Raw genomic sequence first — 18,008 nt, forward strand, 5'->3', positions numbered from 1 at the left:
ATTAGTATTATGGCTATACTGGCCCACCAGAACATAAATACCTCCTTACCTTTTTAAAGCTCAGCCCTTAATTGCTCCTCTTCATCCAAGATCTCTTCTGATTCCAAATTGAAATAAGGATCACGAAACCGTTCGATCAAAAGATCTACTTGTTCCTGCGTAAGTGATACCAATTTATCCTGATCATCCCCTGCTATAAAAAAGGGGCCATGTATAGGCTCTCCGTCTACCATACGGTTTAAGGCCGCTTCATTCCTCTTTGCCCCTTCACCATAGACAATCAGTAAGTCCTCTTCGTAAGAAAGGAGATCAAAATTTCCGCCCACTTGTTTCATATAATCCAAAGGGGTATTTCTGAGCCAAACTTCATAGGGAACATGCTTTGGTTCCACAACTAATATTCTAATCTTGTCAATTGGAAGAGTCAGACTGGGAAGAAAATCAATCTTTTTAAAGTCCCACATGTCACAATAGTAAAAATTATCTTCAAGTCGAATAACATCTGAGATATCCATGGGATGACCATAAAAACCGCTTAGTCTGCCAAATTTATGAATATCACTAAAATATTTCACTACATCTTCAGGAGACTTAAGCGCAAGCTTTCCGGAATAAACACATTGATAGATACCTTCGTCTATCCTCCCAGCCTTTTCTATCATTTCACGAAAGCTTAAGAACTTTACGTGTTTCCTGCGGTCTGTTTCTGTATCTATCTGATATACTTCAACTTTATTCACCACCATTTCCCCTTTCTGATCGGTGAGCCTCCTGGCTCCGGATTTTCGATAGCAATTCCGATTACTTGCTTTATCAGGATACATCCTTTTTTCGCCTCGAACTCGACGATGCAGTCTGTATTGATTTTGGTTTGCTTTAATATCTCAGCAGGAATCGTAATCCTTCTGTCTAGCCCCAGATAGCGGCAATACGAAGTGACTTCTTTATCCAATCCTTTGCCTCCTCATCCTTACTCTTATCAGAACTCTTCCTGGATTTTTGATCCTTCCCCCGTAATGCATAACCTCATTTATCTGATTCTGGTCCGTAATTCATCGAGTATCGTTCCCATAACTTTAAAGTCCGGATAAACCGTCTTTTCTTCCGGCCGTGTGATTCCTTCCTTATAAGCAGTTACCTGTACCGAATAATTACCGTTTTCTAAAAACAGAGGAATATAAAATTCCTGTTCCAGATCTTCACGCATCTGTGGATTCAGATAATATTCCTGATTCAATAGAGCTACATTTAAATCATCCTCTTCCACGAAGAACAGATCAGGGAAGGTTACCTTCACCCGCTCACACATACCATACACATGAATTTTAAGGATTCCTTTTTCTCCTTTTTGGAACATCGGGTCATGGGGTTCCAGATATCTTATAATCTCCGCCTCTATATTCAGAATCGGATACCAGATAGCATATAGTGTTTGGTCCGTTTGCAATGTGATACGCTCACCGGGTTGATAGGCTCCGGTAGTCGTATCCCGGTCCAGGCTCCATCCCAGGAATTCATATCCGTCTCTGTCCGGCCGTATTGTACTTATGATAAATGTTACATCCTCTGTATTATATGCTGTGACTGTCTGAGCGGCAGGTGCTCCGTTTCCACCATTCGCATCATACGTCAAAACCAGATCTTTAGCCCAAATTGCGTATAGCCGTATTGTAGTACCCTGGACAGAGGTAAGATTTTTTATTGTCTGCCCATCGGTATATAGCGCAGTCGTAGCATTTTTATTTGTATTCCATCCCAAAAACCGACAACCGTCACGGACATACTGATTAGCCGATAATTTTTCCGCCATATCATAAGTAAATGTACTGCTCGGCATAGTTCCGCCGGTATTTCCATTTCCATCATAGATAACCGTATAGGTTATTGGCTTCCAATGTGCGTATAGAGTACACGACTGTCCCGGCTGCCATGCGGATCCGGCATCTCCGGCTTTACTTCCACCGCTGCTGGCTGTATACCATCCCTGAAGTAAGTAGCCCGTCTTTGAAGCCGATGGCAGCCGAATCGTGTCGGGGCGATAGGTGGCGGTTAGCACCGTATTTCCAGTTCCATAAGTAAAACTGCTTCCATTTAAACTGCCCGCGCCGCTAATACTCCACCCCTGGAACCGTCTGGCCGCAGCATAAGTTCCTCCTCCGGTTCCACCGTTCGCATTACATACAATCGACAATGAAGAAGGAGGAACCGGGTTGCCGATGGTTCTGGTTGTTCCCCATTGCTGGATCCTTGTGCTGACTCCGGTACTGCCTTCCCAACTGCCTCCATTTGGATTAACCTGCAGGGGATAAGATTTCTTTTGCAGATTTATAGTAATGGTACGTGACGGATAAGTCGTTATACCATTGGGAGACCGTGTTCGAACACCCAGATCATAAAACGTAGAAGCACTCAGCAGAAAGGAATTTGCGTTCAGTGTACTCCCACCATTGGGGATTTGATTCATGAAATAGAAACCTTTCCAAACAAAGTCTCTGTGGTTCACAAACCGATCCAGAGTAACGGTTCCGGCATTATCTGTTGTATATGGCTGGGCAGCAAATTCATAATATGCCGGCATTGTCCAGGAAAATGGCGCGGTAAACTCCTGCATATAAGGAGATCCACAGTCTGCGCAAAAGGTGTAAGGAAAAATACCTGCAGTATTTGTATTCAGCCGCAAACCGCAGGGATTCCCATACAAAGTTAGATACACAGGTGATGGATAATTGTTGTAATAAAATTGTTTGCCTTGAAGGCCTGATACCTGCAGGGTTGCAGTTCCGAAATCTCGGTCCGGACTTTTTATATGGATATACAGTCTTCCGGCATCATCCAGATACTGCCAGTCCCAATGACCACAGTCACTGTTCCCCAGATCTGTAGCCGCTTCCGCGTACGTTTTATTAATAAGAAGACAGCCACATATGGCGAACATAAAAATTAGTAGTTTAAAAGTTTTCATACAAGCCTGCATCTCTTATCACCTCCTTCCTATCTGTGTTTTATATTTGTTTACTCATCCCTATTAACACATCATTCTCTTTCTGCATTCTACTGATTCTGATTTTCTATTTTTAAAGAATATTGGTTTAAAATTTTAAAGGCCTCTTCATAACTGCCGCATCTCAAGATACGGCTTGTCATTTCTGCCGCTAAATCTGCTTTTCTGTGTCTCTTCAACTCATTTGCTTTCTCCCGTATCCTCATAAAAATATCATCCGGTTCCATCTGGTTCTGTTTGATCACGTCCAGTTCCTCCTTTCAGAATCTTTTCCATACAAAACAGACACGGATTACCATCCCTTGGATGATACGGACATCCTTTGCAGGTCATATACTGTATAATCGGTTTGCGGTAATACGCCGGCTCCTGCATGATCTCCTCGTAAACTTCACTTTCACCTTCTGTAAACCTTGCTGTCATTCGATGTTACCTCCGTATTTAGTAAAAACTTAGTTTGCCAGGGATTCGCAGCACACGTATGCCTGACATTCTTCATTGAATTTGTAAACATAAGCCACGATTGGACGCTGCTTGGTTCGGGTAGTATTGGATTCTTTTCGTAAATACTCCCTTGCCTTTTATTGAAGGCAATAAGATAGCTGATCGTCTCGAAGATGATCAGCTGTTAGTTTTCTTGATTATTTTAATAATTTAAAAAGAGCTGATTTAGTTATCAGCCCCCAGAATATATATTACTTATGAATCAGAGAAGAATTTTATCGTTCGAATACTTAGGTTCTTACTTAGGTCCTTATTACATAAAACAAGATACATTTTTCAGTCCCTATTTCAAGTAAGAAGAAAACTTTGCATTAAGAGGTTTGGTAAAAAATTTTACCAATTTTCGTACCAAATTCTTACCAAATTTTCCGCGAAAATTTACGATATTTTACGATCAATTACATCACCCGCGAAAACATGAAAAAACGCCGGAAACTCTAGGTTTTCCGGCGTTTTCGCACGCTTATCTGTATAAAGTTATCATTGCATCTGTTTTGCTACTTCCTCAGCAAAATTCTCTTCCTTCTTTTCCAGTCCTTCACCGGTCTCGAAACGAATGAATTTCTTGATGCTCATGGAAGCGCCGGCCGCTTTTGCAGCCTGCTCTACATATTTACCAACAGTCAGGTCGCCGTCTTTTACATAAATCTGGTCTAACAGGCAGACTTCTTTTAATTCTTTGTTCAGACGTCCGATGATCATTTTCTCAATGATATTCTCCGGCTTATCCGGGTTCTCATTTTTCGCCTGAGCCAGCAGGATCTCTTTCTCATGATCCAGGTATTCCTGAGATACCTCATCTCTGGACACATATTTCGGAGACATTGCCGCTACCTGCATAGCAACATTCATCATAATCTCTTTCACCGCGTCATTTACCGTGTCGGTATCAGCCTGAACCAAAACACCGATTCTGCCACCGCCATGGATATAGGATACCACGCAGCCGTTGGACGCGTCGATTTTTTCAAATCTGCGGATGCTTAATTTCTCTCCGATCGTGGCGATCTTCTCTACCAGCTGATCGTTCACCGTCTTGGAAGCATCTTTTATGCTTGCTTCTTTTAACAGCTCTTCTACATTGATCGCACTGCCGTTTAAGATCTGATCTGCAACGTCTGTTACAAACTCCTGGAACTGCTCGTTCTTTGCAACGAAGTCTGTCTCAGAGTTTACTTCTACGATTGCTGCGAATTTATCATCTTTGATAACTGTCTTAACAATACCTTCCGCTGCGATTCTGCCGGCTTTCTTCTCTGCTTTTGCCTGGCCGTTCTTTCTTAAGAACTCAACCGCTGCGTCCATATCACCGTTGGTCTCAGCAAGGGCTTTTTTACAATCCATCATGCCGACTCCGGTGATCTCTCTTAACTCTTTTACCATTGCTGCTGTGATAGCCATTATGCTTGTACCTCCTCGGCCATTTCTACTGCGGGTGCTTCCTCAAAATATTCCTCGGAATAGTCCCCTTCCAGTTCTTCCGCATAATCCTGTACGCCCTGGTTTCCTTCGATAACAGCGTCTGCCATCTTAGAAACGATCAGTTTTACAGCGCGGATTGCATCATCGTTACCAGGGATTACATAATCCAGTTCTTCCGGATCACAGTTGGTATCAGCGATACCGATCAGCGGAATACCCAGAGTGTGAGCTTCCTGTACGCAGATTCTCTCTTTTTTCGGATCTACGACGAAGATTGCATCGGGAAGACGGTTCATATTTTTAATTCCGCCTAAGTTTCTCTCTAATTTTTCCTGCTCTTTCTTAAGAGCGATTACTTCTTTCTTCGGAAGGACGTCGAATGTTCCGTCTTCTTCCATGGTTTCGATCGATTTCAGTCTGTCGATACGGCTTCTGATGGTCTTGAAGTTCGTCAGCATACCGCCTAACCATCTTTCGTTTACATAAAACATACCGCAGCGGTCTGCTTCTGTCTTGATCGCATCCTGGGCCTGTTTCTTGGTTCCCACGAACAGGATCGTTCCGCCGTTCGCTACGATGTCGGCTACTGCCTGATATGCAGTGTCTACCATTCCCACTGATTTCTGCAGGTCGATGATGTAGATGCCGTTTCTCTCGGTGTAAATGTACTCCGCCATTTTGGGGTTCCATCTTCTGGTCTGGTGTCCGAAGTGAACACCTGCTTCTAACAGCTGTTTCATAGAAATTACACTCATGTTTTTACCTCCATTTGGTTTGATCATCCATATGCTTCCAATTTCCGGAACCGGTAAGTGTAAGCCGGCACCATCCGGAAAATCCGCATACGTGTCTAATTTGCCTTTAGAATTATAGCACAACGGTACCAGGTGTGCAAGGACTTTTTTCACTCAAGCTGCCGCTCCGCTTCGTTCTACCAGTACTTTTCCAGAATCTCATCTGTTTTCATATCTGTCCAGGAAAATTTATTTCTAATCTTAGCTTTCACATCTTCTCTGGATAAGCCGATCTCTTTTAAAGTGGAGATCATAACCTGTAGGCCTTTTTCTATGCCTTTTTCTATGCCTTCCTCATAAGCCCCATCCAGTCCGGATTTATGGTCCATAATCGCCATTTCTCTCCGGAATGCCCGGTAGCGCTCCGCGTCATCTAATTCAAAATCTTCAAACGTATCCACTGTCTCTTTCATATATTCATCCCCTTGTGCTACCGCCCGCATCTCCTGTAGACTTCGGGCTGATATCAGCTTTGCCCAGCGGTACACTTCCTCATTCTTTTCCGCATCCGTCGCCCGCTCCAATTTCTTTAATTCTATCACATGAAAGGCCAGCTTGTCACTATATAACCTGCCTGTGCACACATTGATTATCTTATGTACCGAGTAAAACTCTCTTTGTTCCGGGAACAAATCAAAATCCAGAATTCCAACATGGACACAGTGTTTCATCGTCCCGTAAAGTTCCCCCTTTTTCACTGAATTCACCAGCATTTTACAGTTATAGAACATCGACCGGTCCACCCAGTATCCCACATGGTATAACTGCATCTCGATATTAATCTGTTTTTTATGGGCACACATAAGTCTCAGGTCCAGTATCCCTTCCTTATCCTCATCATAGTCCTGTTCCAAATGACCGTCGATCACTTCCAGGTCAACAATCTGTTCCGGAGAAATCTCCAGCAATGCACCCAGCAATCCTTTCAACCCTTTTCTGCATTTGCGGAAAACATTTCGGAATACCACATCATTCTTAAGCGTTAAAACCAATCCCTCCGGGATCGCCAAACGCTCACTCTTTACAGTAGATACCTGCACCTTTTCTTCTTGTACTGCCACTTCTGCCATAAGCATCTTCTCCTTTTTGCGATTTCTTGTTTCAGCATTTGGAATTAATTGGCGAAACGCCTGATATAATACGACCGGAAGAACCCGGTTCGATGACAATAACTATACCATAAAAGTGTACCCCTCACAAGATACTTCTTAACTTTTGATGCATCCTTATCGCACCCTTATACATCCTTTAAATGCATCTTAATATCTTAACATATATGCAATGCGGAACAGCCATCAATACATGTCAGCCATTCTACCCACGTATAATGCGGCTTTGTCTCCTTGCTCCCCCTTGCTCTCCTTGTTATACTTTATGTATATAGGAAATATAGATCAGAACCGCAATAGGAAAAAGGGGGATTACAAATGTCAGATCAATTACTGGACCAGATCTGTGATATCGTACGTCAGGCTGGGAATATCGTCCTGTCTGCCGCCGCTGATAAAGAAATCAAGGCCAAAGAAGGAGCCGCCAACTACGTAACAAAATACGACTCCAAAGTTCAAAAATATCTGGTAGCTGAACTCACACGGATGCTGCCCGAAGCCACCTTCTTAGGGGAAGAGGATGGTTTTTCCTCTCATAAAATCAGTAGCGGTTACACCTTTATCATCGATCCCATAGACGGAACCACGAATTTCATCTGTGAATTCATGTGCAGCGGAATCTGTGTAGGTCTCTCCCTGCACGGCACCATGGAAATCGGAGTCGTCTATAATCCCTTCCGCGATGAACTTTTCTGTGCCCGCCGCGGCTGCGGCAGCTATCTGAACGGTTTTCCCCTCCGCGTCCGCAACCGTCCTCTGAATGAAGGCGTAGTGAATATCGATATTGCCCCCTACAATCCCGAGCTTCGCAAACCCGCATTCGCAGTAAGCGAAGCGCTCTCCTATCACTCCATGGACATCCGTGATATCGGTTCCGCCGCCCTTGGTATCTGCTACGTGGCCTGTAACCGCTGTGTCGCTTACATATCCCACCTTCTCTCCACCTGGGACTATGCCGCTGCTGCTCTGATTCTGACAGAAGCCGGGGGCGTATTCACCGATCTTCAGGGCCGTCCTCTGGCTCTAAAAGCCAAAACCTCCCTCCTGGCTTCCACAGAAACCGGACTGCAGCAAACATTAGATCTCATCCACCCTATACTTTTTCCAAATTAATCCGGTTTCCTGAATGCATGTCCATTCGGGCGGGATCGCGGCATAGCCGCTCCATAAGGTTCCGCCTATAGCCTATTCAGAATATGATTCTGGGTTAATTGATATCCGTTCTTAAACTCCATAGGTTTTATCCCCACGATTTTTCGGAAAACCTTGCTGAAATATTTGGCGTCGCCATAACCGATCGCATAGGCGATCTCATACACCTTCAGATCGGAGTTCTTAAGGAGATCCACCGCTCCCTTGATCCGGTACAGGGTTAACACTTCCAGGAACGTATAACTGGTTTTCGTTTTGAACAATTTCCCCAAATAGCTGTCGCTGATATTCAGTTCATCGGCCACGTTCTTTAGCGTAAGATCCTCCTGATAGCGTTTGTGTATGATCTCGCATGCACGGGCCAGATATTTATCCTGGAGGTTTCCGAAATCAACGGCCCTTTGTTCTTCCGTGAATTCCTTGCCCAGCTTTTCCGACAGGCTTTTATACACGGCCTGTTTCTCCCTGATGCTTTTGATGGTACCGGACAGGACCTCCTCCAGTTCCTTATCGTCGATCGGTTTCAGCAGATAGCCCCGCACACCCATTCGCATGGCCCTTTTGGCAAAGGCAAACTCGTCATAGCCGGATAGAATAATATATTCACAGGATATCTCATCCTGCAGGCTCTCGATCATTTCCAGCCCATTTAGTTTTGGCATTTTTATATCAGTTATAACAAGATCCGGCTTCAATCTGAGAATCATCTCCCGGCCCTCCTGGCCGTCAGCCGCCTCCCCGATAATCTCACACCCAAAATCCGACCAGGTGGTGGTCAGTTTAAGCCCCTGGCGGATCAGATCCTCGTCCTCTACTAGCAAAACTTTTATCATTTTTCCCTCCATGCGTGCGTAATCCTGCACATATCGGCATACTTTACAGCAAATCGGCAAATCCTCATTCATTCTTTTCATCCGCAGCAGATGGTTTTTCCTTATCCATATGTTTAATCCGCAGAGTAATATAGGTTCCCTCCCCGGGGATACTGTCCGCGGATATACCGCAGCTGTCATCTCCGTATAACCTGGCTCTTCTTTGTATATTGTTCAGACCGATATGATGGGTTCCTTCCTGCCGGAAAGCCAGCAGGGTATCCAGTGTCTCCTGCTCCATCCCGTTCCCGTTATCTTCCACATTGAAAATGAGATACTCTCCTTCCATCCGGCCGGTCAGACGAATGCGGCACTCCCCCGACTTCCCGGAGAATCCGTGCACGATCGCATTCTCTACCATGGGCTGTAAGATCAGCTTGGGAATGAGCTCCTCATCCATGCCGTTTTGCAGCTCTGCTTCCATATGAAGGCGTTCCCCATAATGTTTTTTTTGAATCTCCAGAAAAGACTTTACGATCTCCATTTCATAAGAAACGGTTACCAGATCGGCTTTCGTATTCATCACCCGCCGCAGAAGGCGTCCCAGCTGCACGGTAATATCTGAGATTTCACTGGTCCGGTTTAATTTTGCGTTCCATTTGATCAGATCCAGCGTGTTGTACAGGAAATGCGGATTCATCTGCAGACTTAGGGAACGGGTCTCAGCGATCCAAAGGCTGTGCTTTTCTTCATCAATGTTGGCCATCAGTTCCCCGATCTGTTCCGTCATGGAATTAAACGAGTCCCCCAGCTGCCCGATCTCATCCTTCCGGTCTACGATCACCCTGGCGCTCAGATCCCCATGCTTGACCCGGGCCATGGATTCCCGGATTCTTTGTATCGGCGCAGATATGGACCGGGCCAGCATGCCGGAGACACCTAAGCCCAGTACCGCTATAATCATCAGGCCCGGTATCATTGCCTTTAAGATGGCATTCATTATCTTGTTCATCACATCGGACGGCATTTCCTTAATATAGAAAAGGCCGTAGGCGTCACTTCTGCTGTAGGCAAAGGTATCGTCGATGATTCCGGTCGTCCTGTCGTTCCAGTTATTACCGAATCCGTATTCATCTGATTTGCCCAGCCCCTCATAATCCAGCCCGGAGGTATGATAAATAATAGCGCCGCTGCGATTCAGTATCATAAACATCGTTTTATACTGTTCCGCATACTCGTTTACAATCGCATCGATGGTGCTTCTGGGGATCTCCACTAGTACATATCCCAGCACCTGATCCTTTTCATCCCGATAGGCTTTGGCCATACAGATCCGATCCTCTTCATTGAGCATGGCATCCCGGGCGATGGCATAGACCGACACATCCTCTCTCTCATTTGCCTTTCGGAATACGCCCCAGTTTTCAAATGAGGCGTGCGTGGATTTCATCACCTGTTCGGAGGTGGACAGCCACTGGGTCGGATTCAATTTTACGATGCTGATAGCAGCTTTCTGATTATTGCCGTTTTTTAATATGTAGAGAGAGCGCAGTACGGTATTTGCATTTTCTGAATCCGGATCTGTAAAAAAGGCCCTGACTTCTTCGTCCTCGGTCAGATTATGGATCACCTCTTTATAATTCTCGATTTCATTGTCGATTGCATTACGGACTTTTTCGGCGGTGCCTATGCTCTGCTGCCTTAAGTTGGATAGATAGATACGATAGAAAGCGAAGCTGATGATACCGCTCAGGATCACCGCAAATACCAGACACGATACGAAAAAGGCAGAAAATATACGGCAGAAATAACTCTCTGAAATCTTTTTCAGCATTTGTTCCCTCCACGTGTGCGTTTTTTTGCACCTATAGGACTTTGTTCCCTTTCTCCACGTTATGTCCTATTTTACCTGAAAATATATGGAAAAGAAAGTCATGAGGACAGAGCAATCCCCCCATAACTTTCTATTTCCTCAATTTCCTATCTATCTTTTTTGCTATGAGCACTGAGCGGCTATTTTTCAGACCACGCTCTTTCCGCCGGACACTTTATTAAAGATCAGCAGACACACCACCGTAGCCAAAGTCAGGATGGTCGACAGCGCCGCCGCCTGTCCGTACGCGTCATTATTGACACAGTTAAAGATTGCCACAGAAATCGTAATCGTCTTTCCTGTATACAAAATCAGCGTGGCGCTCAATGTATTCATTACGCTGATCAGGCTTAAGACCGCCCCCGACATCAGGCCGGGCAGCATCAGATGCACCGTCGTCTTAAAGAATGTTTTCATGGCCGGTACGCCCAGGCTTATGGATGCTTCCTCCACCGAATTATCTATCTGGTAGAGGATACCCACACTGGACCTCATGGTATAAGGCAGCTTTCGTATGACAAAGGAGATAATAATCGCCCACATAGTTCCGGTCAGTACGATCGCCCCCTGGTTAAAGGCCACCGTCAGACAGATACCGAGAACTGCTCCGGGGATGACATAGGGGAACATCAGCAGCATGTCGATCAGATTGGATACGAAACTCTTCCGCCTGACGATCAGGTAGGAACCGATCAGCCCCAGCAGTACAATGATGGCCAGCGCAATAAAGGAATACAAAAAGGTATTGGTAATACTGCGTCCCAGCTTATTGGCCACCTGCCGGTAACTGTCCAGGCTGAAACCGGCTACGAACAGCGGGCCGTTGGTCTTTAAGAAGGATTGGATCGTAACCGTGATCTGCGGCAATACCGAGAGGAAGGATACGAAGAATACCACAGCCGTCGCCAGAAGCTTTTTCCCCCGGGTCAGCTCGATGACCGCCGGCGGACGAAGGCTGGTCATATTATAACTCTTTCTGTCCACGAACCGCTTCTGGACGAAGAGTACCACCAGGGCAATGATGATGATAATAACGCTCAAGGCGCTGGCAAAGCCCGTGTCCGTCCCCACCTCATTCAGGAATTCCTTGTAAATGATAACCGGCAGCGTGCTGTAGCCTTCCCCGATCAGCCTAGGTGTACCGAAGTCAGCCAGGGCCGTCATGAACACCATCAGTGCCGATGACAAGATGGTCGGCAGGATGACCGGAAATGTAATCTTCAGAATCCTGCGGATTCCGGAGATCCCCAGATTCTCACTGGCCTCCTCCAGGGAGGAATCGATACTCCCCAGCGCACCCGACACATAGAGGTACACCATGGGATAGAGTTTCAGTGTAAATACCAGGACGATCCCTTTAAATCCATAGATCTCTCCCATTTCGATTCCGATCATCGACAGCAGTTTTGTGATAAATCCCGCGCGGCCCAGCAGGGTGATCCAGGCGTAAGCGCCGATAAACGGCGGTGACAGCATGGAGAGAACCACCATTACATTGATCAGCCTTTTCCAGTACAGATTAAAGCGGGACCCGATATATGCCAGCGGCACCCCCAGCAGGGTAGCCAGAACCGTCACCACCGTACTGATCAAAAGGCTGTGCCCCAGCGCTTCCTGATAGTATTTCTTCTGGAAAAACTTCAGGTAATTGCTCATGGTAAACGCGTTGGTATCCGGATTCTGAAAGCTCTGGACAATCAGCTTCAGGAACGGATAGACTATAAAGATCAGGCACAGGATCAGAATCAGCAGACTCATAATCGTCCAGAAATTAAATCGGTCCATGTGAAGCTTCTCATAAATCTTCTTTTTGGGTTTTGTATTTTCTTTCATAACGCCCCTCCTTTCAACCGCCGTCAATCGCGCATGATTGTATTTTCCGTCTCCGCGTCAAACACACAGATCCTTCCGGACATCAGTTCCAGGCTTACCCGGTCATTCATTTTCCGGGAAATATCCATCTCATCCGTGTACTCGTTGACTTCAATCAATGGGCCGTTATCAATCTGGATCTCATAGTTCATAAAATCCCCAAGGAAGGTGCTCATGGTAATGGTTCCCTGAATCTCCCCCTCCTTCGCGGCGCCCAGATGGACGTATTCGGGGCGGACGGACACCTTTACCTTTCCTTCATATTCCCTGTCGATATTCAGTTCCAGCTGTTTCACTCCCAGGATCTTCACGACACCGCCGCTTGCTTCCCCGTCCAGGAAACAGGAGGTTCCGATAAAGTTCGCCACAAACATATTCGCCGGTTTGGTATAGATCTCCATCGGTTCACCCAGCTGTTCCACCTGTCCGTCATGGATAATGGCGATCCGGTCCGATATGGATAACGCCTCCTCCTGGTCATGGGTGACATATATGGTGGTAATGTTCAGCTGCTTTTGGATTTTCTTGATACTGGTACGCATGGTCACACGAAGTTTGGCGTCCAGATTGCACAGCGGTTCGTCCATCAGCAGCACATCCGGGTGGATGACCACTGCTCTGGCCAGAGCCACACGCTGCTGCTGGCCGCCGGAGAGCTGGCTGGGCATCCGGTCCTTCAGATTATCGATCTGCATCATCTTCATGGCTTCCATGGCACGGTCCGTCAGCTCTTTCCCTTTGATCTTCCGGGCCTTCAGGCCGTATTCTACATTTCCCTGAACGGTCATGTGGGGAAATATGGCATAGTTCTGAAATACCATGCCGATATTTCTTTTATCCGCCGGAATATGATTGATTTCTTTGTCATTGAAATATATTTTTCCTTCATCAATCGGATTAAATCCCGCGATCATGCGCAAAAGCGTCGTCTTTCCGCAGCCAGATGGTCCCAGCAGCGTAAAAAATTCCCCTTCCTTAATGTCTAGACTGATATGGTCACAAGCTTTGAAGTCTCCATATACCTTCGTCGCTCCGTCGATCTTCACCCTTTGACTGCTCATAATCCTCTTCCTCCATCTCTTCATTTTAAAGGAGGAAGGATGGCTTTTGCTGCATTCTCATCCTTCCTCCTGGTTTATCCGAATCGCTTCCGCAGTTAACGGGAGATCAAATCATTCCATTTATCGTTGAACTCCTGGGTATGGCTGGAGGTCCAGTCGATATCCATATTCACGAAAGTGATTTTATCCCACGCTTCCATGGTGTCCGGATCTGAGACGTCGGTACGTACCGAGCGGCGGTTTAAGTCGCCCAATTGCTCCTGAACCTCTTTGCTGCTCAGATAGTCGATAAATTTCTGCGCGTTTTTCAGATTCTGGCAATCCTTTACAACCGCCATGCCGGAAGGGCTGGAAGAAGTCCCCTCGCTGGGATATACGATGGCGATATTAGCACCTGACTGGATATAGCGCAGCGCCGCTTCCTCATAGGTCAATCCGACCATGTATTCCCCATCAGCCACTCCCTTATATACGCCGGAAGAGGAATCCAGGATTTTTCCATCCAGATTATCCACTAATTTTTCGATAAATTCATAACCTTTGCCGTCATCCGTTCCGTAAGCCAGAATAATGGACATCATACAGGCAAAAGAAGAGGATGCGGAGGTCGGGTCCGCGCAGGCGATCTGGCCTTTATATTTCTCATCCAGCAGGTCTGCCCAGGAAGTCGGCGCGCCGGCTGCGTCCACCAGCTCCGTGTTATAGATCATAACCATAGGGCCCATATCGAATCCGGTATAGTAGCCGTTGGCATCTTTTGCCGCGTCTTTTAAGGAATCCACATTGGATGAGGTATACTGCTGAAGCATATCCTGATTCGCGCGATAGGTATCGATGACGCCGCCCCATACCACATCCGCCTGGGGGTTGCCCGCTTCCGCTTTTATACGCGCGAACAGGGAAGAAGTTCCATCCTGAACCAGATCCACCTTAATGCCCGTCTGGTCCTCGAATTCCTGTATGATCGGATCTGCCCAGTCTGTGGAGTTAGAATAGTAAAGTGTCATGCTCTTCGTCTCTTCCGGCTCCGCCGCAGGCGCTTCCTTGGAATCCCCCGTCCCGGACGAACCGGCGGGTGCTTCTTCTTTCTTGGAACCGCAGCCGGCCAGAAGGCCTATACACAAGGTAACCGTTAATAAAACTGCTAATTTTCTTTTCATGAATAATCCCCCTTTAATCTCTGTTCACTTTTACTTTTTTTAATAGTGTCTAAGCAGCTCTTTCTATAAAATTTTAATCCCGCTTCTCCTTTCATCATTTTTTGTCTGTCACTTTATTTACTATTTACGTTAATATTATAGTTTCATTGTGCATTTCGCAATAAGACAAATCGGCAAAATAGGGTTGCAGAATCGCACACTTTAAAAAATAGCAGCGCTCGAAAAAACATTTTACCCCCTCGACAAAATCCCCCCCGCTTTTCTTGTTTTCCATTTTTCCGTATGCTATAGTAATCCGCAATACATGGAGCAATTCCACCTAGAAGCGGAATCGTACCATTGGAAATGTAACCGATCAAATGGAAGAGGAGGTTCTCAACTACATATGAAATGCCGTTACCGACTGCCGCTGCTGCTCGCCGCATTCTGCCTGACCCTCTGCCTGTCCGGATGTGCCCTGCACAATCCCGGGGCTCAGATCAAAGAACAACTGGAAGCCCTCAAACATCCTGAAACAGGCGGGGAACTCCTGAATACCATACACCAGCTGGACCCGGACAAAACCCTTCAGTTCCTGGACTATGACAACGGAATCCTGGCTTCCCGTCTCCTGGAAAATTACGATTATCAGATCCAGGCTTCGCAGATCACCGGGGAAAAAGCAGAGGTTACTATAAAACTGACCACCCGCAACATGGAGCAGCTAATGGAAACCTACCGTTCAGAGGTCCTGAACCGCTATATCAGCGCAGGGCCAATGGGACAGGCAGCTGCCCTGGACTGTACCGGCATCCTGTCCGACATCCTGGACTCCTGTTCCGGGTCCCAGACCCGCCGGATCACCCTGTCCCTGGTCCGAAGCGAGGACGGCTGGACCTATGAGTCCCCTTCCACCGCCCTGGATCAGCTCACCGGAGGTCTGATCACCAGTATCGAAAACTCAGGCCTCGCCTCTCCATCCGCCATGGCCCAGGCCTACCTGGACCGCTTAAAGCAAATGGACCCGGAAACGCTCCGCCAATACCTGTCCATCCGCCATTTCTTCACAGACCAGGAGCCGCAGGCTTCCTCCCAGGACCTGGCCTACGCAGCCCAGATCCACAAGAACCTGGACTATCAGATCCTCTCCTGTGAACAGACCGACACCTCCGCCCTGGTCAACCTCTCTTTGAATCTGACCACCGCAGACCTGCCCCAGCTCTTCACTGCTTACAAAGACCAGCTAAACACCCTGAAAAATGATCCCGCTCTCCTGAAGCTGACAGATGAGGAATTCCTGATAAAGTCCTCCGACCTGCTTTTGAATCTCCTGGAGGAAAGTATGACTTCCGTAACGATCGAGACTTCCCTGCCTATGTCCCAGACCAATGGGATCTGGCTGCCGAGGATTGAGACGAATGCTTTTTCGGATGCTCTGCTGGGGAACTACCCGGAGGCGATTTCTGTGCTGCAGAATTAGGTTGTTTCGATAGGGCCGGAGCGTATGCGGCAGAAGAGGCAGGAACCTTGCGGGTTCGGGACACGTGTGGGCCGGATGGCGCGTTGTGTCCCGAAGCTTAAAGGTTCTTGCCTCTTCGGATCTGGGGATTCTTATGTCTGTATGATGGGTTTTGCATCACCTGTCTTTTGTGCGGGACAGCCTGGCCCGCGGGTCGGTTGTCTACTGAACATAGAGGTTGGTATAGCCCATGAGGCTTTCGTCAACTTCCCGGGCTGCCTCACGGCCTTCCCGGATCGCCCAGACTACCAGGGACTGGCCCCGGTGCATGTCGCCGGCGGTGAATACGTTTTCTATGTTGGTTTGGTATTTTCCGGGAGCGGTGTCCACGTTGGCGCGGTCGTTTCGTTTTACCTGGAAGGCGTCGGCGATGGTTTTCTGGGCACCCAGGAAGCCCGCTGCGATGAGGACCAGGTCTACGTCCTTAAGGGTCTCGCTTCCAGGGACTTCTGACATGGTTGTGCGGCCTGTTTTCTCGTCTTTTTGGGGTTCCAGGCTGATTAGTCTGGCTTTGCAGACGTTTCCGCTCTTGTCTTTCAGGAATTCTTTTACCGTGGTCTGGTAGATTCTGGGGTCGCGGCCATATTGGGCGATGGCCTCTTCCTGGCCGTAATCGGTTTTACAGGTTTTCGGCCACTCGGGCCAGGTATTGTCCCCGGACCGCTCATCCGGTAGTTTGGGCATCATTTCTAACTGGATTACGGAGCGGGCGCCGTGGCGGATGGCTGTGCCTACACAGTCGTTGCCGGTGTCTCCGCCGCCGATGACCATGACGTTTTTTCCTTTGGCCGAGATGTATTGGCCGTCGGTCAGGCCGGAATCCAACAGGCTTTTTGTGGTGGATTTCAGGTAGTCTACGGCAAAATAGATGCCTTTGGCGTCCCGGCCGGGTACATTCAGGTCCCGGGGGTTTGAGGCGCCGCAGGCCAGGATGACCCGGTCGTATTCTTTTAATATGTCGGATGCCGCTAGATTTTTGGTTTTCTCGTTGGCAGATTTGATTTTGACGTTTTTGGTATCTGAACTTTGTGAAGTATTCTTATCTGTCGGCTCGCGGCCGGCTCCGACATTGGCGTTGGTTATGAATTCCACGCCTTCTTCCTGCATGATCTTTATTTTGCGCTCGATGATCTTTTTATCCAGCTTCATGTTGGGGATGCCGTACATCAGCAGGCCTCCCACACGGTCGCTGCGTTCGAATACGGTTACCAGATGGCCTCTTTTGTTTAGCTGGTCCGCGGCGGCTAGTCCGGCGGGACCGCTGCCGATCACGGCTACTTTTTTGCCGGTGCGCACCTTGGGGGGATTTGCGGCGGCATAGCCGGCTGAGTAAGCGTGTTCTATGATCCCGTATTCGTTTTCTTTGATGGCCACCGGAGTGTCATTCAGGCCGCAGGTGCAGGCGGCCTCACAGGGAGCCGGGCAGACCCGGGCTGTGAATTCCGGGAAATTGTTGGTTTTCTTCAGACGCCTGTAGGCCTGCTCCCAGTTTCCGGTGTAGACCAGATCGTTCCACTCGGGGATCAGGTTGTGCAGGGGACATCCTGTTACCATTCCGTTTAAGACCACGCCTGACTGACAGAAGGGTACGCCGCAGGCCATACATCTGGCCCCCTGCTGCCGCTGTTTCTCCTCGGAGAGCGGTGTGTGGAATTCATCGAAATTCCCGATACGGCTTTTGGGGTCCTGCACGCCGCTCACTTCTCTTTTATATTCCATAAAACCGGTAGGTTTTCCCATGATCCGTCCT

At 47.6% G+C, this 18,008-nt stretch carries 16 protein-coding genes; 2 read left to right on the forward strand and 14 right to left on the reverse strand.

The features are described 5' to 3' along the window. Positions 1–53: 53 nt before the first annotated feature. The 8 genes from ABC831_RS04330 to ABC831_RS04365 all read right to left on the reverse strand — a co-directional run bounded on the left by ABC831_RS04330 (position 54) and on the right by ABC831_RS04365 (position 6,791). A complete protein-coding gene (locus tag ABC831_RS04330; RefSeq protein WP_343247017.1) occupies positions 54–740 on the reverse strand; it encodes a YodL domain-containing protein in 687 nt (228 codons plus the stop codon). Continuing rightward, positions 737–952, reverse strand: a complete 216-nt coding sequence (locus ABC831_RS04335) for a hypothetical protein (protein WP_343247018.1) — start codon at positions 950–952, stop codon at positions 737–739. Before ABC831_RS04335 ends, ABC831_RS04330 begins: the two co-directional genes overlap by 4 nt. A 78-nt stretch (positions 953–1,030) precedes the next feature. Continuing rightward, positions 1,031–2,611, reverse strand: a complete 1,581-nt coding sequence (locus ABC831_RS04340; RefSeq protein WP_343247019.1) for an InlB B-repeat-containing protein — start codon at positions 2,609–2,611, stop codon at positions 1,031–1,033. Between the two features lie 440 nt (positions 2,612–3,051). Next, entirely contained in the window at positions 3,052–3,228 is a 177-nt protein-coding gene (locus ABC831_RS04345; RefSeq protein ID WP_343247020.1) for a hypothetical protein, read from the reverse strand. After that, on the reverse strand, positions 3,215–3,424 hold the full coding sequence (locus ABC831_RS04350) for a hypothetical protein (RefSeq protein WP_343247021.1): 210 nt from the start codon (positions 3,422–3,424) through the stop codon (positions 3,215–3,217). The genes ABC831_RS04345 and ABC831_RS04350 overlap by 14 nt, the downstream gene beginning before the upstream one ends. Positions 3,425–3,985: 561 nt before the next feature. Further along, positions 3,986–4,906, reverse strand: a complete 921-nt coding sequence (tsf, locus tag ABC831_RS04355; RefSeq protein WP_343247022.1) for a translation elongation factor Ts — start codon at positions 4,904–4,906, stop codon at positions 3,986–3,988. Continuing rightward, entirely contained in the window at positions 4,906–5,682 is a 777-nt protein-coding gene (rpsB, locus tag ABC831_RS04360) for a 30S ribosomal protein S2 (RefSeq protein ID WP_343247023.1), read from the reverse strand. The genes tsf and rpsB overlap by 1 nt, the downstream gene beginning before the upstream one ends. 176 nt (positions 5,683–5,858) lie before the next feature. Continuing rightward, entirely contained in the window at positions 5,859–6,791 is a 933-nt protein-coding gene (locus ABC831_RS04365; protein ID WP_343247024.1) for an Rpn family recombination-promoting nuclease/putative transposase, read from the reverse strand. 357 nt (positions 6,792–7,148) lie between these two features. On the opposite strand from ABC831_RS04365, the gene ABC831_RS04370 reads away from it, so the two are divergent. After that, positions 7,149–7,943 carry an inositol monophosphatase family protein gene (locus tag ABC831_RS04370; protein ID WP_343247025.1) on the forward strand — a complete coding sequence of 265 codons (795 nt, stop codon included), beginning with the start codon at positions 7,149–7,151 and terminating at the stop codon, positions 7,941–7,943. 65 nt (positions 7,944–8,008) lie between these two features. On the opposite strand, the gene ABC831_RS04375 is transcribed toward ABC831_RS04370, so the two are convergent. From ABC831_RS04375 to ABC831_RS04395, 5 genes are all read right to left on the reverse strand, one after another. After that, positions 8,009–8,815: a response regulator transcription factor gene (locus ABC831_RS04375; protein WP_343247026.1), complete on the reverse strand. Its 807-nt coding sequence runs from the start codon at positions 8,813–8,815 to the stop codon at positions 8,009–8,011. A 64-nt stretch (positions 8,816–8,879) separates the two neighbouring features. After that, positions 8,880–10,628 (reverse strand): sensor histidine kinase, encoded by a 1,749-nt coding sequence (locus tag ABC831_RS04380; RefSeq protein ID WP_343247027.1) that lies wholly within the window; start codon positions 10,626–10,628, stop codon positions 8,880–8,882. A gap of 186 nt (positions 10,629–10,814) precedes the next feature. Continuing rightward, positions 10,815–12,500 (reverse strand): ABC transporter permease, encoded by a 1,686-nt coding sequence (locus tag ABC831_RS04385; protein ID WP_343247028.1) that lies wholly within the window; start codon positions 12,498–12,500, stop codon positions 10,815–10,817. A 23-nt stretch (positions 12,501–12,523) separates the two neighbouring features. Next, entirely contained in the window at positions 12,524–13,600 is a 1,077-nt protein-coding gene (locus tag ABC831_RS04390; RefSeq protein ID WP_343247029.1) for an ABC transporter ATP-binding protein, read from the reverse strand. A gap of 95 nt (positions 13,601–13,695) precedes the next feature. Further along, entirely contained in the window at positions 13,696–14,760 is a 1,065-nt protein-coding gene (locus tag ABC831_RS04395) for an ABC transporter substrate-binding protein (RefSeq protein ID WP_343247030.1), read from the reverse strand. A 385-nt stretch (positions 14,761–15,145) separates the two neighbouring features. On the opposite strand from ABC831_RS04395, the gene ABC831_RS04400 reads away from it, so the two are divergent. Then, positions 15,146–16,219, forward strand: coding sequence for a hypothetical protein (locus tag ABC831_RS04400; protein WP_343247031.1), 1,074 nt, complete (start codon positions 15,146–15,148; stop codon positions 16,217–16,219). Positions 16,220–16,420: 201 nt separating this feature from the next. Here the strand turns inward: ABC831_RS04400 and ABC831_RS04405 are convergent, their stop codons facing one another. After that, entirely contained in the window at positions 16,421–17,998 is a 1,578-nt protein-coding gene (locus ABC831_RS04405) for a glutamate synthase subunit beta (protein ID WP_343247032.1), read from the reverse strand. Positions 17,999–18,008: the final 10 nt, after the last annotated feature.

This window comes from Diplocloster hominis (genome assembly GCF_032380655.1).
Classification (GTDB): domain Bacteria; phylum Bacillota; class Clostridia; order Lachnospirales; family Lachnospiraceae; genus Diplocloster; species Diplocloster hominis.

Coding starts and splice junctions, on each gene's coding strand:
- ABC831_RS04340 (WP_343247019.1), bottom strand. CDS start 2,611: ATGCAGGAGTTTACCGCGCCATTTTCCTGGACAATGCCGGCATATTAT.
- ABC831_RS04345 (WP_343247020.1), bottom strand. CDS start 3,228: ATGGAACCGGATGATATTTTTATGAGGATACGGGAGAAAGCAAATGAG.
- ABC831_RS04350 (WP_343247021.1), bottom strand. CDS start 3,424: ATGACAGCAAGGTTTACAGAAGGTGAAAGTGAAGTTTACGAGGAGATC.
- tsf (WP_343247022.1), bottom strand. CDS start 4,906: ATGGCTATCACAGCAGCAATGGTAAAAGAGTTAAGAGAGATCACCGGA.
- rpsB (WP_343247023.1), bottom strand. CDS start 5,682: ATGAGTGTAATTTCTATGAAACAGCTGTTAGAAGCAGGTGTTCACTTC.
- ABC831_RS04365 (WP_343247024.1), bottom strand. CDS start 6,791: ATGGCAGAAGTGGCAGTACAAGAAGAAAAGGTGCAGGTATCTACTGTA.
- ABC831_RS04370 (WP_343247025.1), top strand. CDS start 7,149: ATGTCAGATCAATTACTGGACCAGATCTGTGATATCGTACGTCAGGCT.
- ABC831_RS04375 (WP_343247026.1), bottom strand. CDS start 8,815: ATGATAAAAGTTTTGCTAGTAGAGGACGAGGATCTGATCCGCCAGGGG.
- ABC831_RS04380 (WP_343247027.1), bottom strand. CDS start 10,628: ATGCTGAAAAAGATTTCAGAGAGTTATTTCTGCCGTATATTTTCTGCC.
- ABC831_RS04385 (WP_343247028.1), bottom strand. CDS start 12,500: ATGAAAGAAAATACAAAACCCAAAAAGAAGATTTATGAGAAGCTTCAC.
- ABC831_RS04390 (WP_343247029.1), bottom strand. CDS start 13,600: ATGAGCAGTCAAAGGGTGAAGATCGACGGAGCGACGAAGGTATATGGA.
- ABC831_RS04395 (WP_343247030.1), bottom strand. CDS start 14,760: ATGAAAAGAAAATTAGCAGTTTTATTAACGGTTACCTTGTGTATAGGC.
- ABC831_RS04400 (WP_343247031.1), top strand. CDS start 15,146: ATGAAATGCCGTTACCGACTGCCGCTGCTGCTCGCCGCATTCTGCCTG.
- ABC831_RS04405 (WP_343247032.1), bottom strand. CDS start 17,998: ATGGGAAAACCTACCGGTTTTATGGAATATAAAAGAGAAGTGAGCGGC.